Genomic DNA, 18,756 nt, shown 5'->3' with positions numbered 1-18,756 from the left:
CCCCCCCCCCCCCCCCCCCCCCCCCCCCCCCCCCCCCCCCCCCCCCCCCCCCCCGACCCTACATCCGCAACCCGCAGGGTGGACGGCTCTACCGTCCACGCGTTCAAGCGACGGTGATGCGCCAACGCGATGGCCGGTTGGACGCGTGGACGGGAGCCCCGTCCACCCTAGAAAATTCCCACGGAAAAAATAATTAACTCGGGATAACTTTTTATGGCCAATACGACATCATTGGCGATACAATACCCGTGTCTCTTTTGCAATCCCGAGTCCGGAGAATACGATGATGAACGAAACGCGTGAGTTGCCCGCCGCGGCCGAAGCCGCACAGCGCAGGCAGCGCACCGATATCCGCACGCGCGACCTGATCAACCAGGCGATCGCGTCGGTGCCAACGCTGGGCCTGCAGCGCGCCGCCGAATTCCTGGCGACGATGAATGTGCCGGCCGAAGTGGCCGTCCGCGTGCTGGTCTACCCGCACCGCCGCCGCGCGAACTAAGCGGGGGCATGATATGACCCGGCGGCCTTGCGCGCCGGGCTTCCTGCCTTTAGCGTTTCTTTTCCTGCTGGGCGATGTCCGCCAGCGACTCCTGCCCCTTCTCGGTCAGCGCATAGCCGCCGCCTTCCTGTCCGGCGACGTGCGATTTCAGCTGCAGGAACTGCAGCACCTCGTGGTCGACCTCCGCCCCCGGATTCTCCGCCAGCGCGCGCAGCGCGATCACGCAGCGGCGCAGGAACAGCACCTCCTGTCCCTTCTTCGTCAGCGCGATGCGGCCGTCGCGGCTGTATTCGATCATCTTCAGGCCCGAGAGACGCTTGGCATTGCGTCCCACGCAGGCCGTCGACGTGTCATTCTTGGCGCCGCGGCGCACCAGTTCGAGCGCGTCGTATTCGTCCGTCGTCAGCTTTTCGTTCTTCATTACCGCTTTCATTTAACCAGGGCGCGACATGGTAACCCCGGCGGCGGCCGGCGGCAACCTTCGTGTCGCGCCAGGCCGCGCAAACGGCGAGGCGAAAACTAGCGCAGCGAACGCAGGGCCATCCATCCCAGACCGACGCTGGCGGCCAGGCCCAGGGCCATGGCGAGCTGCATGCGGCGCGTTTCGATGGCCCCGCGGCCCAGGTAGATCTTGTTGTACAAAGTGGAACCCATCATCTCCTCCTGCGGTGGCGTGTTATGGCTCTGATTATAGAAAACCCGTCATGACGGCCATGTGACAGCGAACACACCAAAGACCGCGACGCCAGAAAAGCAACACCGCCGGCCGGTCCTAGCGCGCGCCGGACCCCATGGGGGCCTGCTAGGATCATACGACATTGACAACTTTACCGGAGCACAGCATGAACGATCCGACCAAGGCGGACCCGCCCAACAGCCGGCGCGGGATCTTCGACGAAGCCGACATCGGCAGCGGCGAAAAGTCCCCTGGCCAGCATGAAACCGAGGAGATGATCCGCGAGATACCGCCGCTGCCGCCCTCGAACCGGCAAGCGGACGAAGGCAGCAGGCAGCAGGACGAAGCCGGCAAGGACGACACTGGAAAGGGGAAGGACACGGGCGCCGGCAGCCCGCAGGGGGAGCCCGGCAACCGCCAGGCTTCCGGCGCGTGACAGCTTGATTCAGCTTGCCCGGATCGGCGGTTCGGGCAGGCGCGGCTCTTCGACCGGCGCGTTGACCGGATCGGGTACGTCGTCCGGCACCGGCGGCTGGGGCGGCGGCTGTTTCGGATCGGTGGGGGTATCGGGTTCCGGTGTGATGTGCGCCTCGATGGCGGTGAAATCGCGCAGAGGGTCCTGCGCCGTGAGCATGTTCATGGTGGGCCTCTCCTAGAAAGTCATGCGCCGCCGGTGCGGCGCGGCGCACGATGCGTGGAAGGCGGGTATCCGCCTCGCGGTGTGCCGCGGTGGCGGGCGGGCGCCCGCCGCGAGGGAGCGTGGCGCTCCCCTGCCAACCTAGTGGTTCTGCTTCTGCTTGGCGCCGCCGCCTGCGCCCTTGTCGGTGCTGGCGCGTTCGCGCGACATGTGGTCGTGGCTGCTCTTGTCGCTCACGCCGGCGCGTTCCTTGTCCTCCTGCTCCTTGGACTTGTTCGCCGACTGCTCGTTCTGCTGTCCGGTGGATTTCGAATTGCTCATCGTCTGCCTCCTGATCAAAAACGTGGGTGTCGTGCGCAGCCTAGCATGGATGCGTCCAGCGGGTCGCTCGGCGGGCCGCTCAATCGTGCGCCCACCATGCGGCTCGGCTATAGTGGCGTTCCGACCATCCGCACCCTTTCACGCACCCATGTCCCTTCTTCGCCTGCTCCCGATGTCCCTGCTTGCCGCCGGCCTGCACGCCCAGGCCGCCGCCCCCATGAAGCTGGCCGACTACCTGGCGCTGAACGGCCCCGCGCCTAGCGCCCGCGTCGCCTACGGACCGGCGCCCTCGCAGTACGCCGAGCTATTCCTGCCGCCGGACGGCGCCGGCAAGGCGCCCTGGCCGGTCGCGGTGCTGGTGCATGGCGGCTGCTGGACCAGCAAGTTCGGCGGCATCACCCAGCTGCGCAACATGGCGGGCGCGCTGGCGGCGCGCGGCATCGCGGTCTGGAACGTGGAATACCGGCGCGTCGACGAGCCGGGCGGCGGCTATCCCGGCATGTACCAGGACATGCATGCCGCCCTCGAGGCCTTGCGCGCGCAGGCGGCCACCCGGCCGCTGGACCTGCAGCGCATCGTCGCGGTCGGCCACTCGGCCGGCGGCCAGCTGGTGCAGTGGATCGCCGGGCGCGCCCGCATCCCGCAAGGCAGTCCGCTGTACCGCGCCGACCCACTCCCGGTGCCGAACATCGTGAGCCTGGGCGGCCTGGCCGACCTGCGCCGCGAAGCCGCCCTGATCCAGTCCAGCTGCGGCCGCGGCACCGCCCAGCTGGCCGGCGAACCGGGTCCCGGCCGGCCGGACGTATTCACAGACACCAATGCGGCCGAGCTGCTGCCGAACGGCAGCCGCACCTGGCTGGTCACGGGCGCGCTAGACACCATTTCGCCGCCACGCGTGGCGCAGGAATACGCGGCCCGCGCGCGAGACGCCGGCGACCGCGCCGAGGCCGTGATCCTGCCTGAGGCCAGCCACTACGACGAAGTGGCCGCCACCTCGCCCGCCTGGCCGCAGGTGCTGCGCGTGATCGAGAACGCGCTCGGCCTCACTCCGTGAAGACCGGCGCCCTTCTACGCGCCAGCGGGGCCTCGAGCACCAGGTCGCCGCGCGCCGCCGCCACGCAGGGCAGGATATAGCCTTCGCGCTTTTCATCGGCCGACAGCCCCGGCCATTCGATCAGGTGCACCGCCTGCCCGCTGAGCAGGCGGCAGATGCAGGTGCGGCAAGTGCCGTTGCGGCAGGAACTGGGCAGCTCCAGGCCGGCCGCCTCGGCCGCGCGCAGCAGGGTGGTCGCCTCGTCCGCGGGAAACGTTTCTCCGCTTGGCTGCAGGCTGATGGTATGGATGGTGGAGGACATGGGCGCCGATTGTAGCGCCCTGCCCGCCAGCATGCTGAGTTCGTTGTCGCACAGACTCGGACGGGGCGCCCCTCTACGCTGGAATCTCCAGAAAGCAAGAGGCAGGAATCCATTATGAAAAACAAGCATACCGCTCCCCTGATCATCGCCGCCCTGCTGGGCGCCCTTCCCTTTGCGGCTTCGGCTGCCCGCGACGGCGCACAGGCGCCGGCCGCGCAAGCCGCGGCGCCGGCGCAACCTGCCACGCCGGCCCCGGCCACGCCGAACGCACCGGCCCAGGCCACCCTGGCCGCGCCGGCCCTGCAAGGCACCGCCCTGGCGCCGCAAGCACAGGCCCCGGCCAACGCCAAGCAAGCCCAGTTCGAGCGCCTGCTGCGCGCCCAGGTGCTGCTCGACCGCGCCCACTTCTCGCCGGGCGAGATCGACGGCGCCTACGGTTCCAACATGCGCCAGGCCCTGAACAGCTTCCAGGCGGCGCGCAAGCTGCCGGTCACCGGCAAGCTCGACGAAGCGACCTGGAACGCGCTCAACGCCGACAACAGCCCCACCCTGCTCACCTACACCCTGGTCGAGGCCGACGTCGCCGGCCCCTTCCGCCCGGTACCGGAAGACATGATGGCCAAGGCCTCGCTGCCGGCCCTCGGCTACGCCAGCGCGGCGGAAGGCCTGGGCGAGAAATTCCACGCCAGCCCGAAGCTGATCGAGCGCCTCAACCCGGGCAAGAGCCTGGCCAGCGCGGGCGAGCAGATCCTGGTGCCGAACATCGTCGGCAAATCTCCGCTGCCGAAAGCGGCCAAGGTGGTCGTCAAGGACGGCCCCAAGGTGCTGCAGCTGTACGACGCCGGCGGCCAGCTGCTGGCCCAGTATCCGGCCTCGACCGGCAGCGAGTACGACCCGCTGCCGATCGGCACCTGGAAGATCGAAGGCGTGCACCCGAACCCGGTGTATCACTACAACCCGAAGCTGTTCTGGGATGCCGAGCCGGGCGACAAGAAGGCCAAGATCGCGGCCGGGCCGAACAACCCGGTCGGCGTGGCCTGGATCGACTTGTCCAAGCCCCACTACGGCATCCACGGCACCCCGGTCCCGGCCCACGTGGGCAAGACCGAATCGCATGGATGCATCCGCCTGACCAACTGGAGCGCCGCCGAAGTGGCGAACCTGGTGGCGGCGGGTACCGAGGTGGTATTGCAGGACTGACCCAACGGAGGACGTGATGAAATGGCTGATGACCTTCCTGGCCGGCGCGCTGGTCGGCGCCGGGGTGCTGTTCGTGTTCCTGAACGAAGTGCCGGATGAACCGGCGCCGGTGGTGGCGGCCGCCCCGCCGCCGCCCGCCCCGGCGCCCGCACAGGCGCCCGTGCAGGCGCCCGGGACAGCGCCGGCCCCTGGCCCCGACAGCCAGGGAGGCTCGGTGGTCCAGACGGACCTGGCCGAGACCGAGCTGCCGATGCGTCCTTCGTCCGGCGCCCTGTCGGCGGCCAACGCCACGCCGGGCGCATCCTCCGCCATCCCGGCCAAGCTGCTGGTGCCGGTGCAGGGCGTGAAGACGGCCGACCTGACCGACACCTTCGACCAGCCGCGCGGCAACCAGCGCCACCATGAGGCGCTGGACATCATGGCCGCCAAGGGCACGCCGGTGGTGGCCGCCGGCGACGGCAAGGTCGTCAAGCTGTTTACCAGCAAGCCAGGCGGCCTCACCGTCTACCAGTTCGATCCCGGCGAAAAATACGCCTATTACTACGCCCACCTCGACCGCTATGCGGACGGCCTGAAGGAAGGCATGGTGCTCAAGCGCGGCGACGTGCTGGGCTATGTCGGCGTGACCGGGAACTCGGACCCCAACGCGCCCCACCTGCACTTCGCCGTGGTCGAACTCACGCCCGAAAAGCAGTGGTGGAAAGGCACGCCGCTCAATCCGTTTCCACTGTTGACGAACTGAGCGCGTCGTCTGGCGGCGCCGGCTCGGCGAGCGGTTCGTCCGTCAGTTCGTCCGCGCTTTCATCCACGTCGGCGCCGACATTGATCGCCGCGTAGGCGCGCTGCACGGCCACCGCTTCGCGGCTGCCCTTGCCGTACAGCTCCTCGGCCGACAGGAGCATCTTGGCGCGCGCGTCCGCGTAGTTGGTGCTGGACGTGAACTTGGTGGTATTCGCATGGAACCAGATGCGGAACGCCTTGTCCGTGCCGATGCCGCTCATCGCCGCCGGCTGCTTCACCAGGTACTTGCTGTAGGCGTCGCTGGCCTTGTCGGCTTCCGAGCCGCGCGCCAGGAAGTAGAACATGCGGTTGTTCGGGCCGCTGCTGTAGTGCACGTCCAGGCGCCGCAGGCTCGGGCTCCAGGCATCAATGCTGCTGCCATCCTTGCTCGGCTTGATCATGGTGCGCAGCGGCGTGCCGTTGCGGCTGATCTCCTTGCCCAGCATCCAGTCGTTGCCTTCGTCGGGAATGACATCGCCCTTGCCGCCGGCGCGCGCATAAGCCTCCACCACCTCGCCCGAAATGTCCGAGCTCGATTCGTTCAGGCCGCCCGACTCGCCCGCATACACCAGGTTCGACGTCGCCGCCGTCACGCCGTGGCCCATCTCGTGGCCGATCACGTCGATCGACCCCAGGCTGGTGAAATAGGTGCCGTCGCCGATGAACATGCAGCGGCAGGTATCGCTGTAGTAGGCGTTGTCGTAGCCGCGGTTGACGTGGGCCGCGATGTAGGTGGCGGTGTCGTGGCCGTCCAGCGAGCGCCAGCCCAGCACGTTCTTGAACGCATCGTAGGTGTTCATCAGGCCCCACATGGCGTTCACCGCCGCCGTCTGGCCATTCGGGCCGGTGGTGCTGCCGCCCTCGACGAACTGCTTGCCGTCGCCCCAGGTGTTGGTGTCGTTGGTGTAGACCTTGCCGGCGCTGCTGCCGTTGTTGGCGTTGGTGATCGCCATCGCGCCGAAGGTCCCGCCCTTGCCGCGCTCCGGATCGAGCATGCGGTAGGTGCCCTCCGTGAAGGTGGTGCTGAGCGGGACTTCGCCGTTGTACTGGCTCTTGCCCACGCCGGTCGCCGTCTGCAGCATGCTCCACTGGTCGATCAGCTGGCCGTCGCGCGCGCTGATCACGGTGTCGTGGTACAGCGGCTGGTCGCCCAGGCGCATGCGGGTGCGCACCAGCCAGGCCAGCTGGTAGCGCTCCACGGTTTCCTGCAGGTCGAGCGCGTTCAGTTCCTCTTCCGCCTTGCCCTGGGCCTCGGGCACGCGCTCGTCGCGCATCACCGGATAGATCAGGAGTTCCGCGCGCGGCGCCACGATGTGGGCGGCGCCCGGCACCAGGTGGGCCAGCGCCGCCGCGATCGCGGCCTTGGCGGCGATCCGCGGCCGGGTATCGAAGCTGGCGGTTTTTGCACCCAGGCGGTTGGCGGCGCCGCGCCCCAGGTGCAGGCGGCGCGGCGAGGCGGTCTCGGTCACCACGCGCTGCTTCTGGTCCAGCACCACCACCGAATCGGAACCGAAGATGCGCAAGCCTTTGTAGGTGTGCGCCGCGCGCACCACCTGGGTGCCCCCGGCGCCGGGGTGCTGCCCCAGCACGCGGTAGGAATGGTCCTGGTCCAGCCCCTGGGCGTTGCGCCCGGCGCTCAGCTGCCCCAGGACGGAGGCGCGCACCTTCACGTCCAGGTTCTGGGGCGGGCTCATCATCGGCGCGGCAAGGGCGCCGTGAGCGAGCAGGACGGCGGACGCCAGCATCGCTGCCAGGCGCGGGGTCGACATCGGTTTTGTGGGGGTGTGCGGCATCATCTCGTCTCCATCCGGTCAGGTCAGTCCGGGCCTCGGGCGGCGCGGGTCATCGGCCAGTGTGGACGAGCTTATTGTGGAGAACTTGCTTGGACGCAAAAGAAATGCCGGCGCGGTTCGCGCGCCGGCAAAGGATGTGAACGAAGGCCGGGCGGCCTTCCCGTAGCTTTCGCTAGGGACGCTTGTTCGGCGTCAGCGGTAGCGGCTGCGGCGGTTGAGCAGGTACCAGGCGGCGCCGACCACGGCGGCGCCGATGGCCGCCTTCTTCACCAGTCCGGCCGGATTGTGCTTCCACTCGGCGCCCAGGCCCATCTCGGCGAACACGTTCGGCACGTGGCCATGGGCCAGGTCGTCGGCGATGCCTTCGACCACATTGACACGGTCCGCCAGCAGCAGGAGCAGCCAGTGGCGCAGGTCGCTTTCGGTGGTCTTGAAGGCGGCGCGCCGGATCATGCCCGACAGGCCGGATGGCGGCTGGACCGTGCCGAACAGCGGCGTGATGCCGGGCCGCTCGGGCGAGACCAGCACCTCGACCCGCTCCGGCTGCTGTTCCGGCACGCCTTCCTTGGCGTCGGTATAGCGCGGCGGGGTGCGTTCCATCGGCACGCCGGGGCGGTTCTTGCGGTCGAGGTCGGCGCCCCAGCCCTGGATGTGCGTTAGCTCCTCGGGCGAGGGACGGCGCGGCACGATGTGGCCCTGCTGCGGGTGCGCATGCACATGGCCGTGCCCGTGCTCATGGTGTGTGTGCCCGTCGTGGGCGTGCTGGTGTGCGGTCAACTCGTGGCGTGTTTCCATATTCCCTCCTCAATGCAATGCGCTGGCCGACACCGCGCGCACCTGGTCGGCGTTGGGCGGAATCAGGACGGTCTTGATGCAGTTGTCGAGCTTGCTCGAGAAGATGTGGTAGGCCTCGGCAACCTCCTCCAGCGGCACCCGGTGGGTGATGATTTCCTTCGGGTTCAGGCGGCCCGCGCGGATGTGCTCGATCAGGCGCGGCAGGTGGCGCTTGACGCTGGCCTGGTTCATGCGCAGGGTCAAGCCCTTGTTCAGGGCATTGCCGATCGGTACCGCGTTGAAGGTCGGGCCGTAGACGCCGACGATCGAGACGTTGCCGCCCTTGCGCACCGAGTTGATGCACCAGTGCAGCACGGTGGCCGCGCCGGCCTGCATCTTCATCAGGCGCCCGGTGAGAGTCTGGGCGATGCTGCCGGCCGCGTCGCCGCCGACCGCGTCGATGCAGACGTCGGCGCCCATCCAGTCGGTCATCTTCTTGATGTGCAGGGCCATGTCGTCCACTTCGCGGAAGTTCACCACTTCGCACTGGGCGTAGCGCTTGACGAACTCGAGCCGGTACTCGACCTCGTCGACCACGATCACGCGCCCGGCGCCCATCAGCCAGGCCGACTTGGCGGCGAAGATGCCGACCGGCCCGGCGCCGAACACGACTACGGTGTCGCCCTGCTGGATGTCGCCCATCTCGGCCGCCTGGTAGCCGGTCGGCACGGCGTCGGTGAGCAGCACGGCGTCGTCGTCGTCGATGTCGTGCGGGATCACCAGCGGCCCGACGTCGGCCATCGGCACCCGCACCAGCTCGGCCTGGCCGCCGTCGTAGCCGCCCGCCGTGTGCGAATAGCCGTAGATGGCGCCCACCGCCGTGGCCTGCGCATTCGTGTTGTGGCAATTGCCGTAGAGTTCGTGCTGGCAGAAGAAGCAGGACCCGCAGAACAGGTTGAAGGGCACCAGCACCTTGTCGCCCACCTTCAGGTTCTGCACGCCGGAGCCGACTTCCTGTACCACGCCGATGAATTCATGGCCGAAGGTATGGCCGACCCGGGTGTCGGGCACCATGCCATGGTACAGGTGCAGGTCCGAACCGCAGATGCAGGTGCGGGTGACGCGCACGATGGCGTCGCCCGGGTGCTCGATGACCGGTTCGGGCTTGTGGTCGGCGCGGACGCGGTAGGGCCCGCGGTAGTTCATTGCCAGCATAAGTCCTCCTCCTCAATGGTTTGACAAAGTCCGCCCCGGAGGGCGGACTGATGTGATAACACGTTATGTCAAAATGCCAAGCAAGGCGATACGCGCACGGAAACGAACTGCTGATTTCGCCGATTTTTTCCGCTTTTACACGCCAATGCGTTCACATGCGGAAATATCGGCGTCAAATCCTACAGCTCGCGCGCCTCGAAGGTATTGCAGGACTCGACCTGGCCGCTGTCCAGGCCGCGGCGGAACCAGCGCACGCGCTGGGCCGAGCTGCCGTGGGTGAAGGAGTCCGGCACCACCACGCCGCGCGACTGCTTCTGCAGCGCATCGTCGCCGATGGCCGAGGCGGCGGCCAGCGCCGCTTCGACGTCGCCCTGTTCCAGGATCTGCTCGCGCTGGTCGGTGCGGTTGGCCCAGACCCCGGCGAAGCAGTCGGCCTGCAGCTCCAGGCGCACCGACAGCGCATTGCCCTCGCTCTCGGACACCCGCTGCTGGGCGGAATGCACCTTGTCGGACAAGCCGAGCAGGTTCTGCACGTGGTGGCCGACCTCGTGCGCGATCACATACGCTTGCGGAAACTCGCCGGAGACCTTGAAGCGCTGCTGCATCAGGCGGAAGAAGCTGAGGTCGATATACACCTTCTGGTCCGGTGGGCAATAGAAGGGGCCGGTGGCGCTCTGGCCGGTGCCGCAGGCGGTGGGAGTGGCGCCTTCGAACAACACCAGGCGCGGCGGGGTGTACTGGGCGCCCTGCTCGCGGAACAGCGCCGCCCAGACGTCTTCGGTGTAGGCCAGGGTGGTGCGGACGAACTGGGTTTCGCGGTCGTTCGCGGGCACGGTCTGGGTTTGCTGCTGGACCGGCGCCGGGCTGCCGCCGCCCAGCAGGGCCAGGATGGTGCCGGGGTCGACCCCGAAGATGGCGCCGCCGATCAGGGCGATCACCAGGGTGCCGATGCCGACGGTCTTGCCGCCGAATCCGCCGAATCCGCCCCCGCCGCCGCCGCGGCGGTCCTCCACGTTGTCACTCTGCCGGTCGCCTTCCCATTTCATTGCGTTCTCCTCGCCTGCGGCGCGGCTAGCCGCCCCCGTGCCGCTTCAGGTTGCTCGTATCGGGACGCTCGCGCGCATCCTTGGTGCGGAGGTCGTCCGCCGGCGCCAGACCCGCGCGCGCCTCGTCGTGCAGGTGGCGCTCATGGCGCTCGCGCTCGATTTCGCGGGCGATGCGGCCGCGCGGATTGCTGTCCCGTTCCTTGGTAGCCATTTTTCTCTCCTGCTGGTGTGAACGGCTGTGCGCCCCAGTATGGGCACCGGCCGGTACGCGGACTGTTCGAACATTCACATAGTGACGCAAAATTCCCCGGGGGCCGTGCACGCTTGCGTTGGGCAGCGCACGGTAGCCCGGCGGCGGGCAGGCGAGACTCTCCGGCATGAACCCATCCCAAGCCGCCGCCCTGCTCACCCTGGGCCACAGTCTGCGCCAGGCAGGCTACCGTTTCATGACCGTGACGCCCTCCACCCACCGGCGCATCAATGGCCGCCCCGGCAACGAACGCGCGCTCGACCTGCGCGGCATCTTCGGCTGGAGCCGCCCCTTCGAGCCCGGCCTGCTGCCGCCGCGCATGCTGGCGCTGATGCGCGAAGCGGGGATCGTGAAGGAGGAAGGCAGCCTGCTGCGCTCGGGTTTGCGCCTGTCGACCCTGGGCAATCTCCTACTCTACCACTCGGCCTATCCCACCAGCGAGGACGATGCGGTGTTCTTCGGGCCCGATACCTACCGCTTCGTCGGCACCATGGAGCGCGCCTTCGGCTGGCTGGGGTCGGGGCCGACGCGGGCGGTGGAAATCGGCTGCGGCGGCGCCCCGGCGGCGATCGCGATCGCGCAGCGCTACCCGCATGCCGAGGTGCTTGGGACCGACATCAACATCAAGGCGCTGGACCTGGCCACCGTCAACGCCCGCCTGGCGGGGCTGGACAACTTCCAGGCCTGCCACAGCGACCTGTATGCGGGACTGCAGGGAGACTTCGACCTGATCGTCTCGAACCCGCCCTACATCCTGGACGAGGACGAGCGGCCCTACCGCCATGGCGGCGGCGAGCGCGGCGCGGAAATCTCGCGCCGGATCGTCGAGGAAGGCCTGGAGCGGCTGCGGCCGGGCGGCAGCCTGATGCTGTATACGGGGGTGGCGATCAGCGGGCCGGACGACCACTTCCTGGAGAGCGTGCGGCCGCTGCTCGAACAGGCCTGCGGCACCTGGAGCTACGAGGAGCTCGATCCGGACATCTTTGGGGGGCAGTTGGGAGAGCCCGGGTATGAGGAGGTGGAGCGGATCGCGGCGGTGTGGCTGCACGCGGTCAAACGGTAGGGTTGGCGGCTTCGTTTTCGCGCACGGGCCGGCGGGTGCTGGTCGAACGCGTGGACGGCAAAGCCGTCCACCCTACGATGAGCAGCCAACGATAACCCGTAGGGTGGACGGGTCCCCCGTCCACGCGTGATCGTTGGCCGCAAGATAGCCGCGCCCTGTATTGGTGCAGCCGAAGATGATCAGAAATCCTGCGTCCAGCTCACCGCCAGCGTCCGCCCACGCCCCGCATAGGTGCCCGCCGCATCCAGCGCCGCAGCCGACTGCGAGTAGTAGCCGACGTACTGCTTGTCGAACAGGTTCTCGATGCTCACACCCACCTTGCCGTAGCGGGTGTCGAAGGTGGTCGCGGCGTCCACCAGGGTATAGCCCTTGAAATGCTCTTCCAGGTTGCTGGTGCCCACACGGCGGCCAATGTTGATGTCGCGGTCGCGCAGGTGGGTGGCCTGCAGGCGCAGCTGGGCCTTCGGCAGGAAGCTCCAGTTACCGCCCAGCACCGCCTTGTTCGGCCCCTGCGAGCGGGCGCCCAGGTCGAGGTCGAGCGGCGCGCCCTGGGTGGCCGCGGTCTTGCCGTCGGTGGTGGCATAGGTGCCGAACAGCGACAGCCCTTTCACGGGCTTCCACTCCGCATTGGCTTCCCAGCCCTTGACCGTGGTCGGCACGCGCTCGACCAGGCCGATGCCGGCCGAGGTGATGCGGATCACGCTGCCCAGCTTGGAACGCGAATCGTAGCGCGAGATGCCGAACTGGCCGTTCGCGCCGCGCCAGTTGATGCCGACTTCCTTGTTGCGGGTGACGATGGGCTGCAGGCTGATCAGGTTGGCGACCGACTGGTTCGGCACGTTCACGCCGCGCAGCACCAGGCCCGCGTCCGGCAGGCCGAAGCCTTCCGACACCGCGGCGAAGGCCGACCACTGCGGCATGAAACGCCACACCGCGCCCAGGTTCTTGACCGACTTCGAGAACTCGGCCGCGCCGCCTTCTACCCGCCGGCTGCCGTAGGCGGCCAGGGTGGTATAGGTGTCGACCTCGAGCTTGGCGTCCTCGTGGCGCACGCCGCCGCGCACGGTGACGTCGCCGATCTCGTATTCGAGCTGCGCGAAAGGCGCCAGCGAGCGGAACTTCAGTTCCGGCACCCACACGCGGTTGGTGCCCGCCAGGCGCTGCTGGGTGTGGTCCTTCAGCCAGTCCAGGCCCGCGGTCAGCTCCAGGCCTTCGACCAGGGTATCCGGGCGCACGTAAGTGATGCGCGAGCCGATCTTGTCGGCCACCACTTCGGACTGGTCGTACAAGGCGCCGCGCGGCGCGATGCTGACGTCCTGGAAGGTCGAGGTGTTGGTGGCGCCATACAGCGATTCGAAGTCGTGCTTGAACACCTGGGCGGACAGCGAACCGCCGGCGAGCTCCGCATGGCGGTAGTCGAGGCTGGCGCTGCGCACGCGGTTGCGCGGGCTCATGCCCTCCGGCGTGCCCGGGATCGAGCTGGTCGGGATGCCTTCCGCCACCACGCCCGGATCGTTGCGGTAGTCGCCGTCGCCGCTCATGTCGAAGCGGTTGAGCGAGAGCTGCAGGCGCTGGGCGCCGAAGCGCTTGCCGATCTTGAGGAACAGGTCGTTGCCGTGCGAATCCAGGGTGTCGCCCTGCACGTTGTCGATGCCCAGGCGGCGGCCCTGGCCGTCGTAGCCCATGCCGCGCCGCTGCACGCTGGCGTAGCCCAGCAGGTCGAAGGCGTCAGATTTATGGTTCACCGTCAGGCCGGTCTTCCAGTCCAGGTTGTCCGAACGGAACTGGGTGGCGAAGCGGGTGTTGACGCTGTAGGTCGTGCCCTCCTTGCGCGGGGTCTTGGTGATGTAGTTGATGATGCCGCCGGTCGCGCCCATGCCCTGCATGGCCGAGGCGCCGTTGATGACTTCGATGCGCTCGATGATGGCGCTGTCGGCAAAATAACCCTCGCGCATGCCGGCGCGCAGCGGGTTCGATTGCGGGATGCCGTCGAACAGGATCAGCGGCTGGCGGCCGCGCAGCGATTCGCCGGTCGAGGTCATCTTCTGGCGGCTGGGCGCGTAGCCCGGCACATAGGTCGACAGCGCCTGCGAGGGATCGTCGGCGATCAGGTACTGGGTCGCCAGTTCCTGCTGGGTGATCACGGCCACGGCGCCGGGGATCTTGTCCACGGCCTTGGCGGTACGGGTGGCGGTGACCACGACCGAGGCCATGTCCTCCTCTTGGGGCTGCTGGACCTGCTGGGCCAGTGCGACAGGCATCGCCATCAGGGCGCACGCGGCGGCCACCGCAAGAGAAACCGGCTTCATCGAACTCATTCTGTCTTCCTGCTTTTCTTAAAAGAAATACGAGACGCAAATGATAATGATTCTCATGTATTTAAGCAAGGTAGGAATCGTTCTCATTTGCGTTTATCATGGCGGGTATGAAAAATCTCATCCGTACCGTCCACCTGTGGGCCGGCCTGGTCTTCGGCGCCATCCTCGTCCTGCAGGGGCTGACCGGCTCCCTGCTCAGCTGGCGGCACGAGCTCGACGCCTGGCTCAATCCGGGGCTGCTGCAGGTGGCGCCGCCGGCGGGCAAGGTGGCCGGCCAGCCGGCCTACACCGAGCCGGGCGTGGCGGCTGCGGTGGTGGAGCGCCTTCTCGAAGACCCGGCCTACGGCCGTCCGGACACCCTGTTCCTGCCCGAGGTGCATGGCGACGTGTTTGTGGCCTGGTACCGCCCGGCCAAGCCGGCCTCGAGCTGGGAGCAGGCCGTGGTGCGCCAGGTGATGGTCGATCCGGCCAGCCTGGAGGTGCTGGGCGAGCGCAACTGGGGCGAGGCCGGCCTGTCGCGCCCGCTCCTGATGCCGACCCTGTTCCACCTGCACCGCTACCTGATGTCGGGCGACGCCGGCAAGCTGGTGATCGCCGTGCAGGGCGTGGCCTTGTTCCTGCTGACCCTGACGGGCATCGTGGTATGGTGGCCCAAGCTGACCCTGTCCGCCTTCTGGAACGCCATCACCGTGCGCCATGGCGGCAACTGGCCCAAGTTCAGCTTCCAGCTGCACCGCGCGGCCGGCTTCTATACGGCGCCGGTGCTGCTGGTGCTGGCGCTGACGGGTGTGTACTTCAACATGCCGGACTGGGTGACGCCGGGGATCCGCGCCGTAACGCCGCTGACGCCGAACACGAAAGTCACGAACGCCAGCGACGCCGCCGATCCGCGCATCGGCATCGCCGCGGCGATGGCGGCGGCGCAGGCGCGCTTTCCCGAAGGACGCATCTCGCGCGTGAGCATCCCGGCCAAGGCGGAGCAGCCCTTCGAAGTGCGGGTGCGCCAGCCGGGCGAGCTGCGCCAGGGCTCGGGCGCCACCCGCGTCAGCGTCGATGCGGGCAGCGGCGCCCTGCTGCGGGTGCTGGATCCGCTCACCGCAAGCGGCGGCGACTGGCTGGTCAGCACCATGTTTCCGCTGCACACCGGCGAGATCGTCGGCCTGGCCGGGCGCATCCTGGTCAGCGTGGCCGGCCTCACGCCGCTGGCCTTCTTCATCACCGGCCTGGTCATCTGGCTCAAGTTCCGCCGCAAGCCGGCCAAGCGCCAGACGCCGGCGCCTGCACCCGCGGCTGCGCCGGCCGAGCCGGCCAAGGTCGCGGCCAGCGTCGACTAAGAGCGCTTCATTCCCGCCAGAGCCAGCGCAGCGACTCCGCCAGGATGGCTCCGCCGTGTTTGAGCGAGTGGCTCCCCTCGCCCACCACCAGGCGGTGTTCGATGCCGCGGTAGGCCAGCGCCGCGGCCAGCTCGCGGTTGGCCAGCAGCCAGTCGCCGAACAGGATGTCGAGGTCGTGCTCCCCGGTTTGCAGGAACACGCGCAGGGGACGCGGCGGCTCGCGCCGCACCCGGCTGGCGCAGGTGCGGCCGCCGCGGATGTCGACGAAGCTGCCGCAGTGGCTCAGCACCTTGCCGAAGGCGTCGGGGCGCTCCCAGGCGGCGTTGAAGGCGCAATGGCCGCCCGAGCTGAGTCCCGCGATCGCGCGGCGCGCCGGGTCGGCGCTGACACGGTAGCCCGCTAATGCCTCGGGCAGCAGTTCCTCCAGGAGGAAACGCGCGTAATCCGGCCCGGAGGCATCGTATTCGATGCTGCGGTTGCCCGCGCCGCCGTACACCGGCAGGCCGGGACCGGTTTCGCCCGGCTCCACGAACAGGGCGATCGTCACCGGGATTGCGCCCTCGTCGATCAGCTGGTCGAGCACGCGCGCGCTGTTCGCCTCCGGGCCGAGATAGCGTGCGCCGTCCTGGAACACCATCAGGCCGGCCTCGGCGCCCTCGCGGTACTGCTGCGGCACATACAGGACGTAGTCGCGTTCCACGCCCGGATAGACGCTGTGCGAACGGTGGCGACGGCGTTCCAGCCGCCCTGCGGGCACGCTGTCGGGGACCGGCGGCGCTACATAGGGTTCGGCCACGCTCAGGGCCGCCGCGAACCGCCCGATGTCGCGCTCCGGAATGCCGGGCATCTGCTCGCGCAGCATGCGGCGCAGGGCCGCCTGTGGATCCTCGTCATGCATGGCTGCTTCTCCTCTCGGTGTGGGCGCCGCAGCGCGCCAGCAGGCGCTCGAAGCCGGCGCGCGCGCGGGTCGCGGCGCCGGTTTGTTCCAGCAGGCGCGCGTCGTGTTGCGCGGCCAGCAGCAAGGCGTAGATCTCGAAGACCAGCTGCTCCGGGTCGGTCGCCGCGTCCAGTTGGCCCTGTTCCACCGCGCCCCGGGCCGCTTCGCCGAAGGCGTCGCGCCAGGCCGTCACGCTGCTGGTCAGCGCGTGGCGCACCGGGCCTGGACGGTCGTCGTATTCCGCCGCGCAACTGATGTAGAAGCAGCCGGCCGACTTGCCCGACTCCACCTGCAGCAGGCTCATGTCGAACAGGCGGCGCAGGCGCGGCAGGCCGGGCGCCGTCATGCGCGCCGGGTGCAGCACCTGCGCCTCGAAGCGCTGGCGGTAGTTCGCCAGCACCGCCAACTGCAGGGTTTCACGCGAGCCGACGCGGCTGAACACGCCGCTCTTGCTCATCTTCATGGAATCCGCGAGCGTTCCCAGGGTCAGCGCTTCCAGGCCGTCATGGCTGGCTACGCCGAGCGCGTGCTCGATGATCGCTGCGCGGGTCGACTCCGATTTTCTGGCTGCTACCACGGCTGGTCTCCTAAATAGTTTTAACCTGTCATACAGGTTGATATAAGATTGGCAGAAATTTCCTTGATTCACAAGTAAAACTGCACAGACCTATCGGACAGGAACCATGGACACGACAACGCCGCTGCGCATCCTCCACCTTGGCCTGGGCGCCTTTCACCGCGCCCACCAGGCCGCCTACCTGCAAGATCTGCATGATGCGGGCGACCGGCGCTGGACCATCGTCGCGGGAAACATCCGCCCCGATCCCGCCGACGTCAGCGAAGCGCTGCGCGCCCAGGGTTGCGCCTACACGCTGGAGACGGTGACGCCGGACGGCGAGCGCGCCTACCGCCGCATCGGCGCCATCGGCGCCGTCGTTCCCTTTGTTCCCGGCCTGGCGCCGCTGGTGACGCAGGGCGCCGATCCGGTCACGCGCATCGTGTCCTTCACCGTCACCGAGGCCGGATACTTTCTCGACACCCGCGGTGAACTCGACCTGTCCTCGCAGGAGCTGCGGGCGAGCCTGGAGGATACGCGCCGGGGCCGCGCCGGCGCCACCATCTACAGCGTGCTGGCCGCCATCCTGCGCGCCCGCCGCGGCGCCGGCGCGGGCGCGGGCGCGCTGACCCTGCTCTGCTGCGACAACCTGCGCCACAACGGCGAACGGGTGCACCAGGGACTGGCGGCCTTCCTGGTGCAGGCTGGCGAGGCCGAGCTGGCGGCATGGATGGAGGAGAACGCCAGCTTCCCGAATGCGATGGTCGACCGCATCACGCCGCGCGCCACGCCCGAGCTGAGGCAGCGCGTGCTGGCGGCCACCGGGCGCGACGATCCGGCGGCCGTGATGAGCGAGTCCTATATCGAATGGGTGATCGAGGACGATTTCCGCAACGGCCGCCCATGCTGGGAGCAGGCAGGCGCGCGGCTGGTGGCCTCGGTGACGCCCTACGAGGAAGCCAAGATCCGCATCCTCAACGCCAGCCACAGCTGCATCGCCTGGGCCGGCGCCCTGCTCGGCTACCACTCGATCCACGAAGCCATCCGCGACCCGCGCATCGCCGCCCTGGTGCGCGACTACGTGACGAACGCGGTGTTCGACTGCCTGCGTCCCAGCCCGGTCGACCTGGAAGCCTACCGCGACGCCGTGATCGCGCGTTTCTCCAGCGACGCCGTGCGCGACACGGTCGAGCGCGTGCTGGCCGACAGCTTGGCCAAGCTGCCCGGATTCATCGTGCCCACCATCCGCGAACGCATGGCGCGCGGCCTGGCGCTGGACGCGGTGACGCCGCTGCCCGCCCTCTACCTGGCCTTCCTGTGGCGCTGGCGCGAAGGGCTGGTACAGGCCGACTACCGCGACGCGGCCTTCGAGCCCGGTTTCGAGAAACGCGTGCTGGGATCGTCGGATCAGGTGGCGGCCTTCTGCGCCGAGCCCGCGATCTGGGGCGACCTGGCCGGCTCCGCCATCCTCACGGCGGCCGTGCGCACCGCCCACCTGCGCATCCTGCCGCTGGCGCAGGCCGTTTCCTAGGCCAGGGGCGAGGCCCGGTTCAAGACGGTGCGCAGCGCGAAGCCGGACTTGATGTGGGCCACGCCGGGAATCCGGGTCAAGGTGCGAGTCAGGAAGCGGTGGTAGGTTTCGAGGTCGGGCACCACCACGCGCAGGCTGTAGTCCGCGTCGCCCGTCATCAGGAAGCAGCTCATCACCTCGGGCGCGGCGGCGATCGCTTCCTCGAAGCGCGCCAGCGCTTCTTCCGACTGCGAACTCAGGGTGACCGCCACCAGCACGCTCATGCGCCCCACCAGCCGGGCCTCGTCCAGCTTGGCCACATAGCCCTGGATGTAGCCCGCCTCTTCCAGCCGGCGCACGCGGCGCAGGGTGGGCGTCAGCGACAGGCCGACCAAGTCGGCCAGCTCGCTCCAGGCGATGCGCCCATCCTGGGCCAGGTGCTGCAGGATCTTGCGGTCTATCCTGTCGATCTCGATCTCGCTAGTCATATTC

22 protein-coding genes are annotated in these 18,756 nt (G+C 68.5%); 8 read left to right on the top strand and 14 right to left on the bottom strand.

Annotation, left to right across the window (positions count from 1 at the left end):
* The first annotated feature begins 283 nt into the window (after positions 1–283).
* Positions 284–499, top strand: a complete 216-nt coding sequence (locus KBW98_RS10680; RefSeq protein WP_211520109.1) for a hypothetical protein — start codon at positions 284–286, stop codon at positions 497–499.
* 49 nt (positions 500–548) lie between these two features.
* Here the strand turns inward: KBW98_RS10680 and KBW98_RS10675 are convergent, their stop codons facing one another.
* Positions 549–920, bottom strand: a complete 372-nt coding sequence (locus KBW98_RS10675) for a hypothetical protein (RefSeq protein ID WP_211520108.1) — start codon at positions 918–920, stop codon at positions 549–551.
* Between the two features lie 98 nt (positions 921–1,018).
* Positions 1,019–1,156 carry a hypothetical protein gene (locus KBW98_RS10670; RefSeq protein WP_211520117.1) on the bottom strand — a complete coding sequence of 46 codons (138 nt, stop codon included), beginning with the start codon at positions 1,154–1,156 and terminating at the stop codon, positions 1,019–1,021.
* Between the two features lie 185 nt (positions 1,157–1,341).
* Here KBW98_RS10670 and KBW98_RS10665 point away from each other — a divergent pair, with 185 nt between their 5' ends.
* Positions 1,342–1,611: a hypothetical protein gene (locus KBW98_RS10665; protein WP_211520107.1), complete on the top strand. Its 270-nt coding sequence runs from the start codon at positions 1,342–1,344 to the stop codon at positions 1,609–1,611.
* 9 nt (positions 1,612–1,620) lie between these two features.
* Here KBW98_RS10665 and KBW98_RS10660 read toward each other — a convergent pair whose 3' ends face one another.
* On the bottom strand, positions 1,621–1,815 hold the full coding sequence (locus KBW98_RS10660) for a hypothetical protein (protein ID WP_229429113.1): 195 nt from the start codon (positions 1,813–1,815) through the stop codon (positions 1,621–1,623).
* A 138-nt stretch (positions 1,816–1,953) separates the two neighbouring features.
* Positions 1,954–2,133, bottom strand: coding sequence for a hypothetical protein (locus tag KBW98_RS10655; protein WP_211520106.1), 180 nt, complete (start codon positions 2,131–2,133; stop codon positions 1,954–1,956).
* 148 nt (positions 2,134–2,281) lie between these two features.
* Here KBW98_RS10655 and KBW98_RS10650 point away from each other — a divergent pair, with 148 nt between their 5' ends.
* Positions 2,282–3,187, top strand: a complete 906-nt coding sequence (locus tag KBW98_RS10650) for an alpha/beta hydrolase (RefSeq protein ID WP_211520105.1) — start codon at positions 2,282–2,284, stop codon at positions 3,185–3,187.
* Here KBW98_RS10650 and KBW98_RS10645 read toward each other — a convergent pair.
* Complete coding sequence (locus tag KBW98_RS10645) at positions 3,177–3,488, bottom strand: 2Fe-2S iron-sulfur cluster-binding protein (RefSeq protein ID WP_211520104.1); 312 nt, start codon at positions 3,486–3,488, stop codon at positions 3,177–3,179. The two genes, KBW98_RS10650 and KBW98_RS10645, sit on opposite strands and share 11 nt — an antisense overlap.
* A gap of 114 nt (positions 3,489–3,602) precedes the next feature.
* Between KBW98_RS10645 and KBW98_RS10640 the strand changes: the two genes are divergently transcribed.
* The gene (locus KBW98_RS10640) at positions 3,603–4,688 is read left to right on the top strand and encodes a L,D-transpeptidase (protein ID WP_229429112.1); all 1,086 of its coding nucleotides are present in this window, start codon (positions 3,603–3,605) and stop codon (positions 4,686–4,688) included.
* 16 nt (positions 4,689–4,704) lie between these two features.
* On the top strand, positions 4,705–5,430 hold the full coding sequence (locus KBW98_RS10635; protein WP_229429111.1) for a M23 family metallopeptidase: 726 nt from the start codon (positions 4,705–4,707) through the stop codon (positions 5,428–5,430).
* Here the strand turns inward: KBW98_RS10635 and KBW98_RS10630 are convergent.
* The 5 genes from KBW98_RS10630 to KBW98_RS10610 all read right to left on the bottom strand — a co-directional run bounded on the left by KBW98_RS10630 (position 5,402) and on the right by KBW98_RS10610 (position 10,507).
* The gene (locus KBW98_RS10630) at positions 5,402–7,264 is read right to left on the bottom strand and encodes a M4 family metallopeptidase (RefSeq protein ID WP_373888926.1); all 1,863 of its coding nucleotides are present in this window, start codon (positions 7,262–7,264) and stop codon (positions 5,402–5,404) included. The genes KBW98_RS10635 and KBW98_RS10630 overlap by 29 nt on opposite strands.
* Before the next feature lie 189 nt (positions 7,265–7,453).
* The gene (locus KBW98_RS10625; protein WP_211520103.1) at positions 7,454–8,056 is read right to left on the bottom strand and encodes a hypothetical protein; all 603 of its coding nucleotides are present in this window, start codon (positions 8,054–8,056) and stop codon (positions 7,454–7,456) included.
* 9 nt (positions 8,057–8,065) lie between these two features.
* On the bottom strand, positions 8,066–9,250 hold the full coding sequence (locus KBW98_RS10620; RefSeq protein ID WP_211520102.1) for a zinc-dependent alcohol dehydrogenase: 1,185 nt from the start codon (positions 9,248–9,250) through the stop codon (positions 8,066–8,068).
* 179 nt (positions 9,251–9,429) lie between these two features.
* A complete protein-coding gene (locus KBW98_RS10615; protein ID WP_211520101.1) occupies positions 9,430–10,296 on the bottom strand; it encodes a neutral zinc metallopeptidase in 867 nt (288 codons plus the stop codon).
* A 25-nt stretch (positions 10,297–10,321) separates the two neighbouring features.
* On the bottom strand, positions 10,322–10,507 hold the full coding sequence (locus KBW98_RS10610) for a hypothetical protein (RefSeq protein WP_211520100.1): 186 nt from the start codon (positions 10,505–10,507) through the stop codon (positions 10,322–10,324).
* A gap of 166 nt (positions 10,508–10,673) precedes the next feature.
* Here KBW98_RS10610 and KBW98_RS10605 point away from each other — a divergent pair, with 166 nt between their 5' ends.
* Complete coding sequence (locus tag KBW98_RS10605; protein ID WP_211520099.1) at positions 10,674–11,609, top strand: class I SAM-dependent methyltransferase; 936 nt, start codon at positions 10,674–10,676, stop codon at positions 11,607–11,609.
* Between the two features lie 179 nt (positions 11,610–11,788).
* Here KBW98_RS10605 and KBW98_RS10600 read toward each other — a convergent pair whose 3' ends face one another.
* The gene (locus tag KBW98_RS10600; protein WP_229429110.1) at positions 11,789–13,927 is read right to left on the bottom strand and encodes a TonB-dependent receptor; all 2,139 of its coding nucleotides are present in this window, start codon (positions 13,925–13,927) and stop codon (positions 11,789–11,791) included.
* A 107-nt stretch (positions 13,928–14,034) separates the two neighbouring features.
* Here KBW98_RS10600 and KBW98_RS10595 point away from each other — a divergent pair, with 107 nt between their 5' ends.
* Entirely contained in the window at positions 14,035–15,261 is a 1,227-nt protein-coding gene (locus tag KBW98_RS10595; protein WP_229429109.1) for a PepSY domain-containing protein, read from the top strand.
* Between the two features lie 7 nt (positions 15,262–15,268).
* Here the strand turns inward: KBW98_RS10595 and KBW98_RS10590 are convergent, their stop codons facing one another.
* Together KBW98_RS10590 and KBW98_RS10585 are read right to left on the bottom strand one after the other, a co-directional pair.
* The gene (locus KBW98_RS10590; RefSeq protein WP_211520097.1) at positions 15,269–16,159 is read right to left on the bottom strand and encodes an esterase family protein; all 891 of its coding nucleotides are present in this window, start codon (positions 16,157–16,159) and stop codon (positions 15,269–15,271) included.
* The gene (locus tag KBW98_RS10585; RefSeq protein ID WP_211520096.1) at positions 16,152–16,775 is read right to left on the bottom strand and encodes a TetR family transcriptional regulator C-terminal domain-containing protein; all 624 of its coding nucleotides are present in this window, start codon (positions 16,773–16,775) and stop codon (positions 16,152–16,154) included. The genes KBW98_RS10590 and KBW98_RS10585 overlap by 8 nt, the downstream gene beginning before the upstream one ends.
* A 106-nt stretch (positions 16,776–16,881) precedes the next feature.
* Here KBW98_RS10585 and dalD point away from each other — a divergent pair, with 106 nt between their 5' ends.
* Positions 16,882–18,285 carry a D-arabinitol 4-dehydrogenase gene (gene dalD, locus KBW98_RS10580; RefSeq protein WP_211520095.1) on the top strand — a complete coding sequence of 468 codons (1,404 nt, stop codon included), beginning with the start codon at positions 16,882–16,884 and terminating at the stop codon, positions 18,283–18,285.
* Here dalD and KBW98_RS10575 read toward each other — a convergent pair.
* Positions 18,282–18,752, bottom strand: coding sequence for an Lrp/AsnC family transcriptional regulator (locus KBW98_RS10575; RefSeq protein ID WP_211520094.1), 471 nt, complete (start codon positions 18,750–18,752; stop codon positions 18,282–18,284). The genes dalD and KBW98_RS10575 overlap by 4 nt on opposite strands.
* Between the last annotated feature and the right edge of the window lie 4 nt (positions 18,753–18,756).

Source organism: Massilia sp. ST3 (assembly GCF_018119405.1).
Taxonomy (GTDB): domain Bacteria; phylum Pseudomonadota; class Gammaproteobacteria; order Burkholderiales; family Burkholderiaceae_D; genus Telluria.
The sequence above is the reverse complement of the archived record's forward strand: the minus strand, read 5'-3'. Positions and strand labels throughout refer to the sequence as shown.

Bases quoted from the DNA above. Each gene is read 5' to 3' on its own strand.
- KBW98_RS10680 (WP_211520109.1), top strand. From the start codon at position 284: ATGATGAACGAAACGCGTGAGTTGCCCGCCGCGGCCGAAGCCGCACAG.
- KBW98_RS10675 (WP_211520108.1), bottom strand. From the start codon at position 920: ATGAAGAACGAAAAGCTGACGACGGACGAATACGACGCGCTCGAACTG.
- KBW98_RS10670 (WP_211520117.1), bottom strand. From the start codon at position 1,156: ATGATGGGTTCCACTTTGTACAACAAGATCTACCTGGGCCGCGGGGCC.
- KBW98_RS10665 (WP_211520107.1), top strand. From the start codon at position 1,342: ATGAACGATCCGACCAAGGCGGACCCGCCCAACAGCCGGCGCGGGATC.
- KBW98_RS10660 (WP_229429113.1), bottom strand. From the start codon at position 1,815: ATGAACATGCTCACGGCGCAGGACCCTCTGCGCGATTTCACCGCCATC.
- KBW98_RS10655 (WP_211520106.1), bottom strand. From the start codon at position 2,133: ATGAGCAATTCGAAATCCACCGGACAGCAGAACGAGCAGTCGGCGAAC.
- KBW98_RS10650 (WP_211520105.1), top strand. From the start codon at position 2,282: ATGTCCCTTCTTCGCCTGCTCCCGATGTCCCTGCTTGCCGCCGGCCTG.
- KBW98_RS10645 (WP_211520104.1), bottom strand. From the start codon at position 3,488: ATGTCCTCCACCATCCATACCATCAGCCTGCAGCCAAGCGGAGAAACG.
- KBW98_RS10640 (WP_229429112.1), top strand. From the start codon at position 3,603: ATGAAAAACAAGCATACCGCTCCCCTGATCATCGCCGCCCTGCTGGGC.
- KBW98_RS10635 (WP_229429111.1), top strand. From the start codon at position 4,705: ATGAAATGGCTGATGACCTTCCTGGCCGGCGCGCTGGTCGGCGCCGGG.
- KBW98_RS10630 (WP_373888926.1), bottom strand. From the start codon at position 7,264: ATGATGCCGCACACCCCCACAAAACCGATGTCGACCCCGCGCCTGGCA.
- KBW98_RS10625 (WP_211520103.1), bottom strand. From the start codon at position 8,056: ATGGAAACACGCCACGAGTTGACCGCACACCAGCACGCCCACGACGGG.
- KBW98_RS10620 (WP_211520102.1), bottom strand. From the start codon at position 9,250: ATGCTGGCAATGAACTACCGCGGGCCCTACCGCGTCCGCGCCGACCAC.
- KBW98_RS10615 (WP_211520101.1), bottom strand. From the start codon at position 10,296: ATGAAATGGGAAGGCGACCGGCAGAGTGACAACGTGGAGGACCGCCGC.
- KBW98_RS10610 (WP_211520100.1), bottom strand. From the start codon at position 10,507: ATGGCTACCAAGGAACGGGACAGCAATCCGCGCGGCCGCATCGCCCGC.
- KBW98_RS10605 (WP_211520099.1), top strand. From the start codon at position 10,674: ATGAACCCATCCCAAGCCGCCGCCCTGCTCACCCTGGGCCACAGTCTG.
- KBW98_RS10600 (WP_229429110.1), bottom strand. From the start codon at position 13,927: ATGAGTTCGATGAAGCCGGTTTCTCTTGCGGTGGCCGCCGCGTGCGCC.
- KBW98_RS10595 (WP_229429109.1), top strand. From the start codon at position 14,035: ATGAAAAATCTCATCCGTACCGTCCACCTGTGGGCCGGCCTGGTCTTC.
- KBW98_RS10590 (WP_211520097.1), bottom strand. From the start codon at position 16,159: ATGCATGACGAGGATCCACAGGCGGCCCTGCGCCGCATGCTGCGCGAG.
- dalD (WP_211520095.1), top strand. From the start codon at position 16,882: ATGGACACGACAACGCCGCTGCGCATCCTCCACCTTGGCCTGGGCGCC.
- KBW98_RS10575 (WP_211520094.1), bottom strand. From the start codon at position 18,752: ATGACTAGCGAGATCGAGATCGACAGGATAGACCGCAAGATCCTGCAG.